Annotated in this window: 11 protein-coding genes; 3 read left to right on the forward strand and 8 right to left on the reverse strand. The window is 66.3% G+C overall.

Annotated elements, in window-relative coordinates; genetic code table 11:
* Positions 1-9: 9 nt before the first annotated feature.
* From QQZ11_RS04285 to QQZ11_RS04295, 3 genes are all read right to left on the reverse strand, one after another.
* Positions 10-4,071, reverse strand: coding sequence for a DNA methyltransferase (locus QQZ11_RS04285; protein ID WP_284548881.1), 4,062 nt, complete (start codon positions 4,069-4,071; stop codon positions 10-12).
* Positions 4,071-7,220 (reverse strand): DISARM system SNF2-like helicase DrmD, encoded by a 3,150-nt coding sequence (drmD, locus tag QQZ11_RS04290; protein ID WP_284548883.1) that lies wholly within the window; start codon positions 7,218-7,220, stop codon positions 4,071-4,073. The genes QQZ11_RS04285 and drmD overlap by 1 nt, the downstream gene beginning before the upstream one ends.
* A 207-nt stretch (positions 7,221-7,427) precedes the next feature.
* Positions 7,428-8,117, reverse strand: coding sequence for a nuclease-related domain-containing protein (locus QQZ11_RS04295; RefSeq protein ID WP_284548885.1), 690 nt, complete (start codon positions 8,115-8,117; stop codon positions 7,428-7,430).
* 390 nt (positions 8,118-8,507) lie between these two features.
* Here QQZ11_RS04295 and QQZ11_RS04300 point away from each other — a divergent pair, with 390 nt between their 5' ends.
* From QQZ11_RS04300 to QQZ11_RS04310, 3 genes are all read left to right on the forward strand, one after another.
* Positions 8,508-11,174 carry a UvrD-helicase domain-containing protein gene (locus QQZ11_RS04300; protein ID WP_284548887.1) on the forward strand — a complete coding sequence of 889 codons (2,667 nt, stop codon included), beginning with the start codon at positions 8,508-8,510 and terminating at the stop codon, positions 11,172-11,174.
* Between the two features lie 76 nt (positions 11,175-11,250).
* Positions 11,251-12,696, forward strand: coding sequence for a sugar porter family MFS transporter (locus QQZ11_RS04305; protein WP_284548888.1), 1,446 nt, complete (start codon positions 11,251-11,253; stop codon positions 12,694-12,696).
* 85 nt (positions 12,697-12,781) lie between these two features.
* Positions 12,782-13,711, forward strand: a complete 930-nt coding sequence (locus QQZ11_RS04310; RefSeq protein WP_022909104.1) for a LysR family transcriptional regulator — start codon at positions 12,782-12,784, stop codon at positions 13,709-13,711.
* 4 nt (positions 13,712-13,715) lie between these two features.
* Here QQZ11_RS04310 and QQZ11_RS04315 read toward each other — a convergent pair whose 3' ends face one another.
* From QQZ11_RS04315 to cysD, 5 genes are read right to left on the reverse strand one after another with little or no spacing between them, the layout of a single operon-like run.
* Positions 13,716-14,372 carry a sirohydrochlorin chelatase gene (locus QQZ11_RS04315; RefSeq protein WP_284548890.1) on the reverse strand — a complete coding sequence of 219 codons (657 nt, stop codon included), beginning with the start codon at positions 14,370-14,372 and terminating at the stop codon, positions 13,716-13,718.
* Positions 14,372-15,316 carry a sulfite exporter TauE/SafE family protein gene (locus tag QQZ11_RS04320; protein WP_022909102.1) on the reverse strand — a complete coding sequence of 315 codons (945 nt, stop codon included), beginning with the start codon at positions 15,314-15,316 and terminating at the stop codon, positions 14,372-14,374. The genes QQZ11_RS04315 and QQZ11_RS04320 overlap by 1 nt, the downstream gene beginning before the upstream one ends.
* A gap of 39 nt (positions 15,317-15,355) precedes the next feature.
* A complete protein-coding gene (locus QQZ11_RS04325; RefSeq protein WP_284548891.1) occupies positions 15,356-15,889 on the reverse strand; it encodes a precorrin-2 dehydrogenase/sirohydrochlorin ferrochelatase family protein in 534 nt (177 codons plus the stop codon).
* Positions 15,889-17,235: a sulfate adenylyltransferase subunit 1 gene (locus QQZ11_RS04330; protein WP_022909100.1), complete on the reverse strand. Its 1,347-nt coding sequence runs from the start codon at positions 17,233-17,235 to the stop codon at positions 15,889-15,891. Before QQZ11_RS04330 ends, QQZ11_RS04325 begins: the two co-directional genes overlap by 1 nt.
* Positions 17,235-18,089: a sulfate adenylyltransferase subunit CysD gene (cysD, locus tag QQZ11_RS04335; RefSeq protein WP_446698831.1), complete on the reverse strand. Its 855-nt coding sequence runs from the start codon at positions 18,087-18,089 to the stop codon at positions 17,235-17,237. The genes QQZ11_RS04330 and cysD overlap by 1 nt, the downstream gene beginning before the upstream one ends.
* Positions 18,090-18,132: the final 43 nt, after the last annotated feature.

Raw genomic sequence — 18,132 nt, forward strand, 5'->3', positions numbered from 1 at the left:
CGGCTGGAGTTAGTCAAACAGAGTGTCGGTCTCGATGCTCAGACATTGATTGCGCGTTGTCGCCGCGCCAGCACCTTCGTTCTTCTTTCGCCTATGATTCTCCTCGAGCAAGCGGTCAAGGACCTCCACCCGAGCGAGTGGGCTGAGTGTCCATCGCATCGTCTTCCGATACTCATGGAAACCATGCTGAGGGTCTAGGTCATCCCACCCATATGCATCGAGGACTGCATTGTCAAGCTCGACATGCGCTTGCCTGATCCCCGCGATTTCGGGGTCGCTCTTGTCAGTAACATCAGGACTGTTGACTAGGTTGTAGAGCTTTGTGAGCCCAAGGTCGCGCCTCAGCATGACATCACGCCTAAGGCGATCGAGTGAGCGTCCGAGCTTGTCAACCGTGGCGGTGGCGGCCGGACGCGGGAACGTCTCGAAGACATCGGAGGGCGTATACCTGGGGTCGTTGCGCATACCAGACCCGTAGGTGATCGCCCAGAGTTGATGGAGGCTTGATGACAACACGGCCTGGTCGCAGTAACTGGACAAGGCGAAGACCTCGGTGGCGTCGCTGAAGACGTGTCCTGTTGCGATTCTGAGAGGCATGACCGTCTTGCTGACACGAGCGATGACCAGCACTTCAGACAAGTCTGCGATCGCCTTGCGCATCGCCGGACGACGTTCGGCGTATTGCCACCAGGTGTCGCGATAGACCTTGCGGTTATTGTGCGCTCGCTCCGCTCTGACAGTCGCCTCCACACGGGCGAAAGGCAGCACGAACTCGGATGCCTCATCGATTGATTTGTTATCGAAATCGATGACCCAGCGGGAGGCAGACGTGTCGGGGCGGGAGTTAAGGTCCTCCCCGTTTAAGTACGGAAATAGGACATCGCCATTTGCTGCGTCGATGGACTGCCACGCATCCACATCTTCGCGCGAGACTACAAAACCCCTCGCGGCGAGTTTGCATCCTTCAAAGGCGATGCCCTTGTTTTCGCTGAGTCGGTGGGGTAGCCCTTCCACGCGCCCGGCCGGTTCGAGAAGGGTGGAGATCCTTCTGACTGCAGTGCCGTTGGCGATCCGGGAGACGTGCTCGGCAACGGATCCGCGGGTGCCCCAGACGGCAGCGAACTCAAGGTTGGCGCTCGCGGACGGCCAAGTCTGGGACTGGATCGCTCGGGTGATGGTAAACCCGGCAGCGACCATCGTGTCGAGACCGACCTGCCGGCTCTCGCCTTGAGCAACGCTGTTGGTCGCGATCAGACCGAGAGCCCCGTTTGCTTGCAAGAGAGACTTGGCACGCAAGAAGAAGTAAGCAACGAGATCCGCATTGCCCCGGCGCCCTGCGATGATGTTGACGAGCCAGTCACGAATGTTCGTCCCCATGGCCCCTGTGAGTTTGCTTCCGCCAAGGAACGGGGGGTTCCCGATGATGGCGTCGAACCCGCCGTTGTCGATGATGACGTCAGGGGCCTCAATCACCCAGTGCAGGGGTTGCCACCGCTCATAGTCGGTCACCACTGTCGGCGCCAGTCCCCCATGGATCAGCCTTGCGAGGCAGGCGGGATCTGCTTCGCCCTTGTCCGGGTGTGCAGCACGCACGGCGAGACGAAGGTTGTCGTACGCTTCGTTCAACTGCTTACCCGGCTTGCCCCCCAACGTCAGTCCGGCCGCCACGACACCGTCAGCGATCTGACGGAGGTCCGAGGTGACCTTCCGAAACTCAGCGAGCTGTCGCCGCTTCGATGCGCTGGTCCGGGCCGGATCGTTCTCATCAATCTCGGTCAGAAGGATTCGGCGCAGGGTCTTCGCTCGATCGATGATGGAATCGATGTCGACGTCATAGGCGTAATAGCCCGCCATCTCCGTCTTCGCCTTGGGGTCGATGTGAAGGCGACGCAGTTGTTCGAGCTCAGTAACACCTAACAGCGAGTTTCCAAGGAAGACCTTGTCGTCGACGAAGGAGAACGGTAGGTCCCGATCGAGGGACACGAGCCAGAGAGACAGCTTGCACATCTCCACCGCCATCTCGTTGATGTCGGCTCCGTAGAGACAGTGCGCGACGACCTGGCGGATGGCGCGGGTGTAGAGGTCCTTACGGGCGGCGTTGCGTGGGTCCTCGAAACTCCAAGCTTCGACGATGCGCTCCGCGAGGTAGCGAGCTGCCGCCACGAGGAATGCTCCCGAGCCACAAGCGATGTCGGCGACCTTGAGGCTCAGCAGCTCGTCCGAGGATTTCAGGATCCACTCAGCCGCGTTGCCTGTCTGGTGTGGCCCGGGTGAGTAACACAGGGGCTGGAGGGCGTGGAGAACCACATCCTCTGCGAGGGACTTCGGCGTGTAGTGCGCTCCAGCGTTCTTGCGGGACGGTGTCTCCTTGACGATCAAGCCACCCTCAAGCACGACGAATGGTCGTTGGCGAAGATCAAGGCGGATGAGCCCGAGCCAGGGCATCACGCGGTCACGTAGTTCGAGGTCACCTCCGACTGCCTGGGTGAGCGCACTGACAATGCTCGGCTCGACTTCGGCGTTGATGGCCTTCGCGATTGCGGCCACCGAGCAGGGCTTGGCCGAGGGCTGGTCACCCTCGACGAAGCCTCGAATCGCCGCCGCGAGCTCCTTCGGGTCGAAGTGCTCGTCAGCCAGTGCTTCGAGCTTGGCGAGAGGAATCTCAGGCTCTTCACCAAGTGTTCCTTTCAACCCTACGGTGACTTGATCGGCGATGGCGGCGGTGTAGCCGAGGAGCCCCTCATAGATGTAGCCGATCTGCTCGACGTCGATGTCCCGGAAGGAGATGCGTCGGGCTTCGCCCTTGATGTCAGCGACTTGCACCGAGCGCAGAACGTGGAGCATCACGCGATCGGAGACGGTGATGGCCAGCGTGCCTTGCTCGTTGGTAGCAGTGAGGAACGGGAACCGAGCGGGATCAAACAGTGAGCCACCGTAAGCAGGCATGCGAAGGCTCTCGAAGCTCGCCCCCTGGTACAGCGCTTGGCTGGTAGCGAGCAGACGGTGCCAAGTGAGAGATGTGGCATCCAGGGCTTCCTCGCTCTCCGCGGTCTCGCGGACAACAAGCCGTTCCAGCTCGCGGGCGATGCCGTAGCCCTGCTCGAAGAGTTCACCCGAGGGCAATAGTCCGCGCTCTTCGGCGAAGAGCAGGAAGACGGACCTCATCATCACCGTGACTGCGGCCTCGTAGATGTCATGGGCGCGTCTGGGAAGGGGATCGCCGAGCCCACGACGCTGCGCGTCGACAGCGCACTCGGAGAAAGACTGGATGAGGAGTTCGACCGCTCTTCGAACCTGGGCACCGAGGGCCTCGGTAACCTCTTCTGCGGCTGCGACGGACTCCTCGAACAACGCATGCAGGCGCTCCTTCGGATCGCCACCGATGAGGTGCTGCCTTCCGATGAGAGCGAAGAAGGCATCGCGGGTACGTGACTCTTCGATCCACGTGTGTGCATCGACGATGCCCGAGGCGGCCATGGCACCTTCACGGGCGCAGACCAAGCCCCACCAGCGGCCATCAGTAACGATGCCAATAGGAATCTTGTTCTCGCGAAGCAGGGCCTCGACGCGGTCGATGGGGCTCGCCGCCCACAGGTCGCCGGGAGTCTGGCGCAACGAATCCACCGGGTCGATGACGTGGACAATCGCACCGACTCCGCTCGCGCCATTGAGCGAAGCCTGGGCACGGATGGTGACAGCACGGTTGGGCGATTGGGCTTCGACGCCCGGGACTTCTCCCCACGTCAGGGAATCGGCCCACCCGGCCACGTCACGCAGAGTTGTCTCGACCCACTTGTCGCGTGCAACGCGGTAGGAGTCTTGAGCACTCTCTGCGTCTGGAGCTCGATCAAGAGCCTCCCAGGCGCTCTCGAAGTCCTTACGAGCATCAACCAGTGTGGCCTTGCGCTCGTCCGTGAGGCTGGGCATTCCTTGGGGCCAGACCCGCTTGAGCGGCGGGATGGCGAGGAAGGGCCCTTCGGTGTCGACGAGCTCGAGCCATGCACGGTGTTGGTCCGTGGCGTTGACGGTTCTGCGACCTCGGGCCGTGACGGACTTCTTGAGGCTTGCCATCACTCCGCCCAGCCCTTCGCGTCATCGCGGGTCAACGCAAATACGACGGCCGCTGCGGTGGTGTGAGGCTTCACATCTGCATAGCGGTCTGCGATGGCGGCGATTTCGCGTGCTTCTTCGTCGTCCAGTTCGTCGAGGCGACGGCTCATGGCGTCGATGTCCCGTCTCCATTGGCGTTGTTGGTCCGGATCAGCGAACAACTGCCCTTGCGCCTGGTCTTCTGCGGCCCTCAGCCGTGCAAGTGAGTCCCGCAGGTTGGCGCGGAAAGCCGCGAAGATGTCTTTCGCACGCTGAATGTCGGCCGCTTGGCGCTTGGCGAGTTGCTCGATCACCAGTTCATGCCGCCGCCCGGCACGGGTTTGCATCGACTCTTCAAGTCGGAGGCGTAGCGGCGCGTCAGGGACATTCCACAGGCGGCAGAGCTGCTCGCGCACGCGATCGTCGGCGACAGAGAGCCGATCACGGTCAAGCGCCTTGTCGAGGGCGGCTTCGGCCTTCCCTTCGGCCATTGCACGGCGACCCCGCAGACGGACCCCGGCCAGGAAGACCTCTTCGTGCAGACGCACGCCGCCACGACCAACGAGGACCATGCGGGTGACGGCTGCAACGAACGACTCCTCCAGGTCATCGACCACCACAGCGGTCACACGATTCAGAGGTGAATCGACGCTCCAAAGAGAGCGGCGAAGCAAGCGCTGGGCCTTCTGGACGATGGGGTGACCCAGGTGAACGTAGACCAGGTCAGCACGTCCCTCGGCAGCGTCAGCGTCGAAAGTGATGGGGCGGAGATCGCCCGGCTTGAGGCGCGTATCCAAGCCGCGCAGCGTGTCGTGCCAGCCAGCCGTGAGGGATGGAACAGTGAAGACCTCCGCATCGGTGTCTTGAGCAAAGTCGTAGTTCGCCACCAACGGCGACTGATGGTTGATCCGCAGCGCGGTATCCACCACGCGACGCAGGTTCCCCGGGTCAAGGTGCATCTCGCTGCGGGACTCGTCGTACCCCTGCTCCAACTGGGTGAGGCGAGCATTGAGTTCCATGCCGCCAGCGAGAGCCGAGTTGATCACCTCGTTCGAGTCGACGGCCTTGGACTTGATCTTGGCCGGTGTGCGCTTCCCGAAGTGACCCTGAATCTCTTCGCCAACCACTTGATTTGCGGAGCCAAGGTCGTATTCGACCTGGGCGATCTTTCGGGCGATGCGCTCCATGAAGCTCAGGTCGTCCGCGTAGATCGACGCAGTAGCGACTGGCACGAAGTGGAAGATCTGGGGCGCTTCCGTTTGCCCGTACCGGTCGATGCGGCCGATGCGCTGTTCCAGTCGTGACGGGTTGAACGGGATGTCGAAGTTCACGAGCCGATGGCAGTAGGTCTGAAGGTCGATACCTTCGCCGGCAGCGTCGGTCGCCAGCAGCACCCGGACCGGCTCAGCACTTGGATCAGCAGTGAACTGGGAGCGGATGTACTCCCGATCCTCGGTCGCAGTGGAGCCTTGGATGACGGCGAGGCGGCTGTCGCCGTAACCCCTCTGGTTCAGCACTCGCGCCAGCCAATCGACTGTGTGGGCGTACTCGGTGAAGACGACGACCCGCTCGTTTGACCACGTCTTGCCGTCGGGCCGGCACACCCCGTCGAGGAAGTGAATGAGACGGTCCAGTCGCGAGTCGCCACGGCTCTCGTAGCTCAGGCCCCACTCCATCAGCTTCTCGAGCTGACCGGGTCGAGCCGCCACGAGTGGGTCCGAGCCCTTGGACTCGCGCAGCTTCGCCGCCTCGTCCTGCTCCCACAGGCCCTCTTCTTCGTCAGCCTGACCTTCGCCGAAGATGTCGTCATACTCGTCTTCGATGAGCCCTCGCCCAGCCTTCGAAGCGATGTACTGACTCAGGGTCTTGCCGAAGGCGAACGGGCTGGAGAGGAAGCGCTTCTTCAGCAGCATCGTCACGATGTCGCCGCCGGGCTTGGTGCCATTTCGCTTGGCGCTCCGGGTGACAATGTCGTCGAGCAAGGAGAACATCTCCTGCTCGGAGTCTGAGGGCGTGACGTCGAGCGTGTTGACCTTGCGCTTCTTGAAGCCCTTCCCGCTCAAGTCCGTCTTCAGACGGCGAACAGTGACGTCTTTGAGCGCCTCCGAGTCGAGGTCTGCCCCTCGTGCGAAGCGGCGGGGGTCGATCATCTCCAGCAGCGCGGTGAAGGACTCGGGGTGGCCGTTGTGGGGCGTGGCACTCAGGAAGAGGCGGTGCTCGCACTTCTCAGCGAGCTGGCGGACGGCCACCGTACGTTGCGTATCCACCGCATAGCCACGGCCACCCGCCAGGGCCGAGGGGCTGGACGGGGCGACGTGATGGGCCTCGTCAACGACGAGAATGTCGAACGCGTACCGCTTCCCGGTCTTCGGGTTCGTGGCCTGCGCATAGACATCCCGCATTAGCCGCTGCGCGCGAATCTGGGGCAGCCAAGCCATGCTCACGATGACACGCGGGAAGACTTGGAAGGGATTCGCATGTAGGCCGTGCGTGCGACGCACCTCAGCCATCAACTCGGAGTTGACAATGGTGAACTCCAGGCCGAACTTCTCGCGCATCTCGTCCTGCCACTTCAGCGAGAGGCTGGGTGGGCAGATGATGACAGCAGTCCGTGCGCGGTGGCGCAGGAACAATTCCTGTATCACCAAGCCCGCTTCGATGGTCTTGCCGAGACCCACATCGTCGGCCAACAGGAGATTCGCCCGGGGGGCCCCGAGGGCGCGCCGGAGAGGCTCGAGCTGGTAGGCCTCGACGTTGACGCCTGACCAAAAGGGGGCTTGGTAGCGATTGGGGTCAGCGCTGGTGACTGCACCCCACCGCATCGCATCGACGAAGCCAGCCAGCGTGATCGGATCGTCAAATGCATCCACGCGAATGGTCTCCGGCAGCCCCTGCGCCGGAGTCACAGTGTGACCAACCTCGAGTTCCCACACGACAGAGAGCTGCTCGCCAAGCCTGTCTTCGTCCAGCGATTGGAGGTGGACGACATGCGAGAGCTGCGCCGTAGCATCGTCTGCCGGGCTTCGCGGGAGGCCTTGCAGCTGAACGTCAGCCACTGCCCAGGTGGATCCGCGCACCTCAACCACTTGGCCTGCCTCCGGCAGTGCTGGCCGGGATGTCGAGCTGGTCATGCCTCGCTCTTCGACGAGCGTGGCGTCATTGGGCCAAGTCACAGTGACGACCATACCGGCGGCGACGCCGCCTGAGGACCCGACCCCACGTGGGCCCGTTGCGCATGAATCATTGACGTCGGCTGACAGACGAGACGCAACGCCTGCCCGGGATCCAGCCGGCTCGCCCGAGCACCAATGTTCACCAAGTTCATGAATCCAGCTCTCCTATGTCGCCTTGAACACCCCGGCCAGCAGCTGCCTCGTCGCCGCGACGTCGATCGTCCCCTCGTCCTCCCTGAGCATCGCCATCAGCTTCTTCGGCCACAGCGCCGTGACTCCCCTGCTCGTGAACGAGCCACCGATCAGGGGCCAGTCAGCCTCCACGAAGCAGAGCACTCCGTTCACCCTCACCTCCGGGAGAACGTCACGCACCAACCCCATCTGCTTGAGCACTCCGTCGACCAGCGGGGTGCCGTCGCGTGAGCCGACGTAGACCTTCTCGACCCGCGGCCGCAGAATCCCACCCTCGATCACGAGTCGCGGTCGTCCTTTGTACCGCTTGGCGTCGATCACCCACACGCCTGCGCGGGTGATGACGATGTGATCGATGTTCGCCCTCGACTTGGGGATGCGCCGGTCGTGCAGCACGGCAATGTGCTCGCCCACCAGGCGATCCAGCCCAGCCCCGAGCCGTTCCTCGCCCACGGCGCCGATCGCCCAGGCCTTGGTGCTCTGCTTCTCGTCCGACAGCGCGACGGCCAACCCGCCGAATCGTCCCCACTTCTCGCGGATGCGGGCTTCGTCCTTGGCCTTGCGCCGCTCGTACTCCCGGCGTGCCGACGACCCGGCCACCCCGGAGTCGTCGACCACCTCCATCGCGGGCACCTGCTCGGGCGCGGGCGTCTCTACAGCCACGTCCACAGACACGGGCACCGACTCCGGCGCCGGGATCACCTCAGCCACAGGCTCTGGACTGGGTTCCTCGACCGCTACCGACGAACACACCACACACCGCACGGTCTTGCTGTCGCGTTCGTAGATGGCATCGGCCTTCGCCGGCAATTCCACGCCACACAAGCGGCAATTGCCTGCATATCGCAGCTTCATCCGCTTCTCACCCAAGGGTGCGTGGTCACTGCGTGGCACCGTCGCCACATTTTCGTCCGTCTGTTCTGCCGACATGATCCCCCACTCCCTCAGCATTGTCGCGCCCACCGTATCGGGCGGCGAGCCCAATCGACGCTGTGGGAGAAGGATTTGGGACACAGCTTGTCGCACATTCTGAAACCACACCACAATTGCCCCATGGGGGAATCCTGGGCTGGGCGTGGCTGGACGCTGCACCACGACCAACGCGGTCTCGTGCTCGCCACCGCCCGTGGCTCCGAGGTCTTCCACGGCTACGACGTCCGCAAACTCTCGGTCCGTCGCGGACTGCTGGGGCACTCCCTGGTGGTCGAGGGGCGACCCGACCTGCAGTTGCCCGGGCTCCCCCACCGTGCTGCTGCCGAGGTGCGAAGCGCCATTCAGTGTCACCTAGCGCTGGCGATGATTCGTCCGATGCTGGCGTCGGCGGCCCAGTGGTGGCGCACCTTCGATGCCTTTCTGTCCGACCGCGCCGCGACCCACCGATGGATCAATCACGACGAGGCGGCAAGCGCCGTTTCCGGACACGTGGGGTCGGGTGCGGTGTTGGGCAGGCTGAAGCCCGATGAGGTGCGGTTGGTGATGCCGCTGCTGACGTCGGACGACATTGCCGTGCTCACCCGCATCGACCAGAACCCCTGGCAGGCCGTCGCCCGGGCCAATGCGCAGGTCACCGCCCACACGCGACAGTCGTGGACCGATTTCCTGGCCAAGGTCGAACGCAGCCCCCTCACCGAGGAACAGATCGATGTCGTGTTGTGTGAGGACAGTCGCATCCGGGTGATCGCCGCTGCCGGGTCGGGGAAGACGTCCGTGCTGGTCGCCCGCACCGCCTACACCCTTGCTCGGGGACTGGTGCCGCCCGAGCAGATCCTGCTGCTGGCCTTCAACAACGACGCCGCCGTCGAACTCGCCGAACGCGTCACCAGCCGGTGCACGGCACTGGGCATCCCCAGTGAAGGGGTCAAGGTCGCCACCTTCCACAGATTCGGACTCGAACTGATCGGCCTCGCCACCGGCCACAAGCCCCGCATCGCGCCATGGGTGGAGAACGGCGAGGAACTCGCCCACCTGGCAGAGATCATCGAGCGGCTTCGGCAGGAATCTCCGCGGTTCCGCCAACAGTGGGACGTCTTCCGGATGCTGTTCGGGTCTCCCCCCGCTCCCGAGGGGTCGAAGGCCGCCGACAGCTACGACAAGGCCAGTGGCCGAGCCGGACTCCGCACGTTCCGCGGTGAGATCGTCCGCAGTGAGGGCGAGTGCATGATCGCCAACTTCCTGTTCATGCACGGGGTCAACTACGCCTACGAACACCCCTATGACCACGACGTCAGCGATTCACGCCACGGACAGTACCGGCCCGACTTCCACTACCCCGACGTCGGCGTCTGGCACGAACACTGGGCCCTCGACGCCGAGGGCCGCGCTCCCCGGGAGTTCTCCGGCTACCGCGAATCGATGCGATGGAAGAAGGCACTGCACCAGCGGCACGGAACCCCGCTGATCGAGACCACCTGGCACGGGGTGATGCAGCCGGACGGGCTCACCTCGCTCGCGACCCAGTTGCGCTCCCACGGGCTTGAGCTGCAATGGGACGCCGACCGTCCGATCCCGGGAGCGCCCCCGGTCGAACAGAAGCGCATCGTGCAATTGATGCGCACCTTCATGACGCACGTGAAGTCGAACTCCCTGACCCGCGAACAGGTGGCTGCCCGACTCCCCGACAAGCCGACCCCGCGCACGCTGCGTTTCCTGGAGCTCTACTGGCAGGTGCACGACCGCTGGGAGGCTGACCTGCGCGAACACCACAGCATCGACTTCGACGACATGCTGGTGAAGGCCGCCGACCTGCTGGAGCAGCGTCCCCACCTGACCGACCACCGACTGGTGATGGTGGACGAGTTCCAGGACGCCAGCCAGGCGCGCGCCCGCCTCACCCGGGCGCTGCTGCACGGTCCGGGACGAACCCTGCTCGCCGTCGGCGACGACTGGCAGTCGATCAACCGGTTCGCCGGCGCCGACCTGTCCGTGATGACCGACTTCGCCCGCATGTTCGGACCCACCACCACGTTGCACCTGCAGACGACCTTCCGCAGTTCCCAGTCGATCAGCGACGTGGCCTCGGGTTTCGTCCGCCGGAACCCCGCACAGATCCACAAACTGGTGCGGTCGGTGCACCCCGGCGTGGCCCAGCCGGTGGCCATCATCCGCGTCGCGCACGAGGGGGCGATTCCCGAGGTGGTGGGGAAGCGGCTGAAAGAGCTGGGTGAGGGACGGTCCCCCGAGGACGAGCCGGTCACCGTGCAGGTGCTGGGACGCTACCGCGACGACCAGAAGTACCTCTCGCGCGCCACGATCAAGGGGGTCGACGTCACCTACCGGACGATCCATCGCTCGAAGGGGTTGGAGGCCGACCATGTGATCCTGCCCAGGGTCACCACCGGACGACGAGGCTTCCCCAGCCTGCACCACGACGACTCGGTGCTGGGGTTGGCGATGGCTTCGTCCGACGGATTCCCGCATTCGGAGGAACGGCGTCTCTTCTACGTGGCGCTCACCCGAGCCAGGCACAGTGTCACCTTGATCACGGTCATCGGGTCGGAGTCGCCGTTCGTGGCGGAGTTGCTCACGGATCCTCGTGTGCGGGTCGAGAGCCCCGACGGAACCGCAGCACGTCCGTGCCCTGCGTGCGGACAGGGAGTGTTGGTGGCGCGGACGAGCCAGCACGGCCCCTTCCTGGGATGTTCGACCTTCCCGGCCTGCCGCCATGTCGATCGCGGGCAGCCGCGGGCGGTGAGCCACCGCCGTCCCGCCGGCCCGAGCTGACGCGGGTCGCTCGCAGCTGGCCAGAATCTGCGCAGGGGTAGGGTGAACGGCCGGACCCAACCCAGGAGGCACTCCCATGGCCGACACCGGACAGGACCGCGTCAACCCGCGCGTCATCGCCATCGCCCTCGCCGCAGCACTCGGAGGGTTCCTGTTCGGCTTCGACACCGCCGTCATCAACGGTGCCGTCAACGCCCTGAGCGAGCGGTTCACCCTCTCGGCGACCCTCACCGGGTTCGCGGTCTCGTCGGCTCTGTTGGGGTGTGCCGCGGGCGCCTGGTTCGCCGGACCCATCGCCAACCGCCGTGGACGCATCCCCGTGATGGTGGTCGCGGCTCTGCTCTTCCTGATCTCGGCGATCGGCTCGGGCCTCGCCTTCAGCGTGGTCGACCTGATCGTCTGGCGCGTCATCGGCGGCCTGGGCATCGGCGCCGCATCGGTGATCGCCCCGGCCTACATCGCCGAGGTCAGCCCCGCCCACGTGCGCGGACGCCTCGGCTCGCTGCAGCAGCTCGCGATCGTCAGCGGCATCTTCGTCGCCCTGCTCTCCAACGCGCTGCTGGCCAATGTCGCCGGCGGCGCCGCCAACACCCTCTGGCTGGGTCTTCCCGCTTGGCGCTGGATGTTCATGGTCGCCGCGATCCCGGCTCTGGTCTACGGCGTGATGTCACTGCGCCTGCCCGAGTCGCCCCGCTTCCTGGTGGCGCGCGGGGAGGTCGACAAGGCCTCGGCCGTGCTGCTCGACTTCACCGGCGAACTCGACGTCAACCTGCGCATCCAGCAGATCCGCTCGTCCATCGCCAGCGAGAAGCGGGAGTCGTTCTCCGACCTGCGCGGTTCGGCGCTGGGTCTGAAGCCGATCGTGTGGGTGGGCATCCTGCTGTCGGTGTTCCAGCAGTTCGTCGGCATCAATGTGATCTTCTACTACTCCACCACCCTGTGGCGTTCGGTCGGTTTCGACGAGTCGCAGGCCCTCACCACCAGCGTGATCACCTCGGTCACCAACATCGTGGTGACGATCGTGGCGATCCTGCTGGTCGACCGGGTCGGACGCCGCATCATGCTGATGGTGGGCTCGGTCGGCATGGCCCTGGCCTTGGGCACCATGGCCCTCGCCTTCTCGTTCAGCCAGGGCAGCGGTGACCAGGTCACCCTCCCCCAGCCGTGGGCCACCATCGCGCTGGTCGCCGCCAATGCCTTCGTGGTCGCCTTCGGTGCGACGTGGGGTCCGCTGGTGTGGGTGCTGCTCGGCGAGATGTTCCCCAACCGCATCCGCGCCGGAGCCCTCGCCGTGGCCGCTGCAGCCCAGTGGGTCGCCAACTTCGTGATCTCGACCACCTTCCCGGCCCTGTCGGCGGTGGGACTCACCCTGGCCTACGGCCTCTACGCCGCCTTTGCCGCGCTGTCGTTCGTCTTCGTGTGGTTGAGGGTGCCCGAGACGAAGGGCATCGAACTGGAGGACATGACCGATGAGGCAACCGTCCGCCGCCGCAGGCCCCAGCCCGAGACCCAGACCGTCTGAGCCAGGCAGTTCAGATCCATACGCTGAGCGATACAAACCGGCGACTTCGATAACGCGCGCTTATGTGAGCTTGTACACTTGGCCCATGATTGACGCCGCCGGACTGCGCGTGATCCGCGCCATCGATGAACACGGGAGCTTCACGGCCGCCGCGCTGCACCTCGGTTACTCACAACCCGCCGTCTCGCAGATGGTGAAGCGACTGGAACAGCGACTCGGCACCGTGCTGGTCGAGCGGGTGGGCCGCAACGTGCGCCTGACCGAGGCCGGTGAGGTGCTGAGCCGAGCAGCGGTCCCGGTGATGTCTGCTCTGGCGACCGCCGAGGAGGAGATCGCGTCGATCACCGGGCTGCGTAGCGGGCGGGTGCGCCTGATGGCCTTCCCGTCGAGCTCGGTGACCCTGGTGCCGAGGGCCCTCGCCCATGTCCGCAGCCAGCACCCCGGCGTGCAGGTGACCTTCACCGAGGCCGAGCCCCCCGAGTCGATTGCGGCGCTACGGGCGGGCGAGTGCGACCTGGCCGTTGCCTTCTCCTACCCCGGCTCGCCCGTGGGACGTGGCGAGGACCTCGAGGACTTCGTCGTCCACCACCTGCTCACCGAGGAGGTGAGGGTGGCGCTGCCCACCACGCATCGCCTGGCCGGCGACGAGGTCGTCGACATGGCCGACCTGGCCGACGAGGACTGGATCGCGGGCTGCCCCCGGTGTCGGGGACACCTGCTGCAGGTGGCCGCGGACGCGGGCTTCCAGCCGAAGTTGTCGTTCGAGACCGAGGACTATGTCGCCGTCCAGGGCTTCGTGGCAGCCGGTCTGGGTGTTGCCATGATCCCCGACCTGATCAGGCACTCGACCCACAACGACGACGTGGTGGTGAAGCGGCTGGCGCAGCGGACTGTCCGCGAGATCCACGTGGTCACCACCGAGGACCTCGAGCGGGTGCCCGCCGTGGCCGCCACTCTGGAGGCCCTGCGCACGAACGCCTGCAAGGCCGTGCCGGACGACCAACCCGTGGGTTGACCCGTCAGGCGTCCAGGTGGGCGTAGTCCCGCGCCACCGCCGCGATCAGGGCCGGATGGGTGCCGATGGGGTCGGTGACTGCGGCGACCTCCCGGGCCAGGTCATGGAAGTAGCCGGGAGCCAGCAGGAGACTGACGGCAGCAGGCTCGTCCGAGCCCTCGCGCAGGGCCTCCACTGCCTCGTCCGCAGGCACCGCAGACGCAGCCAGGGCCACCGGGGTGACCGGACGACCGACCCGCTCGCCCAGACGGCGAGCGATCTCGGCGACCCGCTCCTGGGCCACGGGCATCCGGGAACCGGCCCACAGCAGGGCCACGGGGGTGGTGGCGTCGGAAGCCTGGTCGCCCAGCCGCTCCACCAGCGCATCGACCAGGCCCGGCGAGTCGCCGACGGGCGCCAGCACCGTCGCTCCGGGGTTGGCCGCCGCGGCCCTCTTCACGTCGACCAGCAGGTGGAAACCACCGCCCACCAGCCACGGGACGACCACCGGTGAGTCGAGACCGGCCACCACCTCGTCCACCGTCGGTTCGAGCACGTCGATCCACCCGACCGTCACCGCCGCCCCGGTCGCCGACGCCAACAGTTCGGCGGCGCGGGTGATCGTCCGTTGACCCGACTGGGAACGGGTGCCGTGGGCGGCGACGACGATCGGGCGCGACATCAGGCGGGGGTTCCTGCCTGTTCGGGAGCAGTGAGGGAGTCGAGGCTACCGGCCAGCAACGCTTCGTCGCGGCGTTCGCGCAGCACCCGGGCCCGGTGGCGTTGCACCGCGATGGCCACCAGCAGGGCACCGGTGGCACCCACCGTCGCCAGCACCGTGGCGCGCACGTCGGCGGAGACGCCGAAGTTCTTCAGCAGGGTGCGCAGGTTGGTGACGACGATCAGCGCCCCAGCGCCGGTTCCGAGCACCGCGGATGGCAGTCGGCTCACCAGCCAGGCAGCGATGGGAGCGGCGACCAGTCCTCCGAGCAACAGGGCTGCGACGAAGCCGAGGTTGATGCCGGCGGTGCCGAGACCCAGCAGGAAGCCCAACGACGCGAAGATCGTGACCAGGAATTCAGAGGTGTCGACCGAACCCACGACGGTGCGCGGCTTCGTACGTCCCACGACCAGCAGGGTGGTCGTGGAGACCGGACCCCAGCCACCTCCCCCGGTGGCGTCGACGAATCCACCCACGAGCCCCAAAGGGGTGAGGAAGCCGGTGGGCAGCTTGCCCGGCTTCAGCACCTGGGCATGGCCTGCCACCCGGACGAACCGGGTCAGCAGGAAGGCGCCCAGCACGAACAGCAGTCCGGCCATCACCGGTGTGGCGCTCTCGGTCGACAACCGCGACAGCAGGGTCGCCCCGAGGAAGGCGCCGACGGCCCCGGGGATGCCGAGCCGGATGGTCAGCCCCCAGTCCACATTGCCGAACTTGTGGTGGGAGATGCCCGACACGAGGGTGGTGCCGAGTTCGGCCAGGTGCACCGAGGCGGAGGCTGCTGCGGGCGTCAGGCCCGCGATCAGCAACAGTGAGGTCGAGGTGACGCCGTAGCCCATACCGAGGGCACCGTCAACGAGTTGGGCGATGAGTCCGACAATGGCCAGACCGATGAGTTTGCGCATGGGTGGGCTCCTTCCGGGAGCGAATCGAGGTGGACGGGGTCAGGCGACGTGCCGGCTGGGCGACGCGTCGCGCCGGGGGCTGAGGTCAGCCCCGCCCGTACAGAGCAGGCGGGCGACGGCGTCGCGTACCGCCACCGACCGTCGAGGGTCCCCTCCACCGTGGACGGCGACCTGCACCCTCCCCGTCGGGGTGTCCGCCGAGGTGCGGGCCGCCACGGCGGCCGACCCCAGCACGGCTCGGGAGGCGACGATGCAGAACTTCTGCAGGTCGTCGGCGTCGTCGGCCACCGCGAGGTCGACGTCGAGGTTGCCGGTGGCCGCGTGCACCAGCCAGGCACCGTCGAGGTCACCGGGGCCGCGGTACTCGCGCTCGACCCACCGGACGAGCCCCTGCCCGACGAGGGCCGACAGGTCCTCGTCCAGTTCGGGAGAGATCACAAGCACGCGTGCCCCATCGGCCAGGAAGGTGCGGGCGCGGCGGGCAGCCACGGGTCCGCCGCCGACCAGGGTCACGCGACGGCCCGACAGGTCGAGCCAGAGCGGTGCGAGCGCCTCGTCCCCCGGCGTGCCCATCAGATGATCCAGTCCTGGGAGGCCTGGCTGCGGGCTTCGAGGTCCCTCTCGGCCGATTCGGCGGAGTCGGGGTCGCGGGCCTCACGGATCATGCCGGCCGCCAGGGTCGAACCGTCGCTGGGGTCGATCAGCAGGAAGGCCCCGGTGCGCCGTGAGGTGCTGTAGGGCTCGGCCACGATCGGGTTCGCCAACCGCAGGCGGACTCGTCCGAGGTCGTTGAGTCCGAGGGTCTCGGCCGGCTGCGCGACCAGGCTGTGCAGGTCGAGCACCCCCGAGATGTCGTCGACGATCACCTGGGTGGTGCGGGTCAGGTGCTTGAGCAGCAGCCTGGCCCGGGGACGCAGGGGACGCTCCGACAGCCAGCACACGGTGGCGTCGAGGTCGCGGGCGTTCACGGGCTGCTGATCGCCGCCGACGATGACGTCGCCGCGCGCGATGTCGATGTCGTCGGCGAGTTCGACCGCCACCGACAGGGGCGCGCTGGCCCGGCTCACCTCACGGTCGCCGATGGTGATGCCGGTGACGGTGGAGCGCAACCCCGAGGGCAGCACGGTGATGGGGTCCCCGACAGTGATGGTGCCCTGCACGACCGGTCCGGCGTAGCCGCGGTACTCCACGAATCGGGGATCACGGGCTGCCTGCTGGGGACGAAGAACCGTCTGCACGGGCAACCGCACCTGCCGGTCGGCGGCCAGTTCCTCGGCCTCGATCGGCAACTGCTCGAGCAGGTGCAACAGCGAGGGACCCTCGTACCAGGGAGTGCGGTTCGACTCGTCCACGACATTGTCACCAGCCAGTGCCGACACCGGGATGGTGTGCACGTCGACGACACCCAACTGGTCGGCCAGCTGGCGCACCGAGGCATCGACCGCCGCGTACTTGTCGGCGTCGTAGTCGACCAGGTCGATCTTGTTGACGGCGACGATCACGTGCGGCACCCGCAGCAGGGCTGCGACGGCGAGGTGCCGGCGGGTCTGCTCGACCACCCCGTGGCGCACGTCGGCCAGCAGTACGACCACGTCAGCCGTCGACGAACCGGTGACGGTGTTGCGGGTGTACTGCACGTGCCCGGGGCAGTCGGCCAGCACGAAGGAGCGCTGGGCGGTCGCGAAGTAGCGGTAGGCCACGTCGATGGTGATGCCTTGTTCACGCTCGGCCCGCAGACCGTCGGTGAGCAGGGCGAGGTCGGCGGCGGTCAGGCCACGGTCACGGCTGGCCCGCTCCACGGCCTCCAACTGGTCGGCCATCACCGACTTCGAGTCGTGCAGCAGCCGGCCAACGAGCGTGGACTTGCCGTCGTCGACACTGCCTGCAGTGGCCAGGCGGAGCAGGGTTGAGGTGCTCATCAGAAGTACCCCTCCTTCTTGCGGTCTTCCATGGCAGCCTCGGTGATCCTGTCGTCGGCGCGCGTGGCGCCCCGCTCGGAGACGGTGCTGAGGGCGGTTTCTCGGACGATGTCGTCGACGTCGGCGGCGTCGGACTCGACGGCCCCCGTGCACGACATGTCGCCGACGGTGCGGTAGCGGACGGTGCGGGTCTCGACGGTCTCGTTGGCGCGCACCGTGTTGTGCTCGCCGACGGCCAGCCACATGCCGTCGCGCTGGAAGACCTCGCGCTGGTGGGCGAAGTAGAGGCTGGGCAGGTCGATCTGCTCGCGCTCGATGTAGCGCCAGATGTCGAGTTCGGTCCAGTTCGACAGGGGGAACACGCGCACGTGCTCACCCGGACGATGCCGGGGGTTGAACAGGCTCCACAGTTCGGGGCGCTGACCGCGGGGATCCCACTGACCGAACTCGTTGCGCAGGCTGACGATGCGCTCCTTGGCGCGGGCCTTCTCCTCGTCGCGGCGGGCGCCACCGAAGACACCGTCGAAGCGGTGCTCGGCGATGGCGTCGAGCAGCGGCAGGGTCTGCAGCGGGTTGCGGGTGCCGTCGGCGCGCTCGCTGAGCCGTCCGTCGTCGAGGTAGTCCTGCACCCGGGCGACCTCGAGCCGCAGACCGTACCTGCCGACCTGCCTGTCGCGGTACTCGAGCACCTCGGGGAAGTTGTGCCCGGTGTCGACGTGCAGCAGGGTGAGCGGTGGCTTGGCCGGGTAGTAGGCCTTGAGTGCCACGTGCAGCAGCACGGCGGAGTCCTTGCCGCCCGAGAACAGGATCACGGGACGCTCGAGCTCGGCCACGACCTCGCGGATGACCAGCATCGCCTCGGCCTCGAGCAGGTCGAGGTTGTCGACGACGCGGTGT

Source organism: Aestuariimicrobium sp. T2.26MG-19.2B (assembly GCF_950101875.1).
Lineage (GTDB): Bacteria > Actinomycetota > Actinomycetes > Propionibacteriales > Propionibacteriaceae > Aestuariimicrobium > Aestuariimicrobium kwangyangense.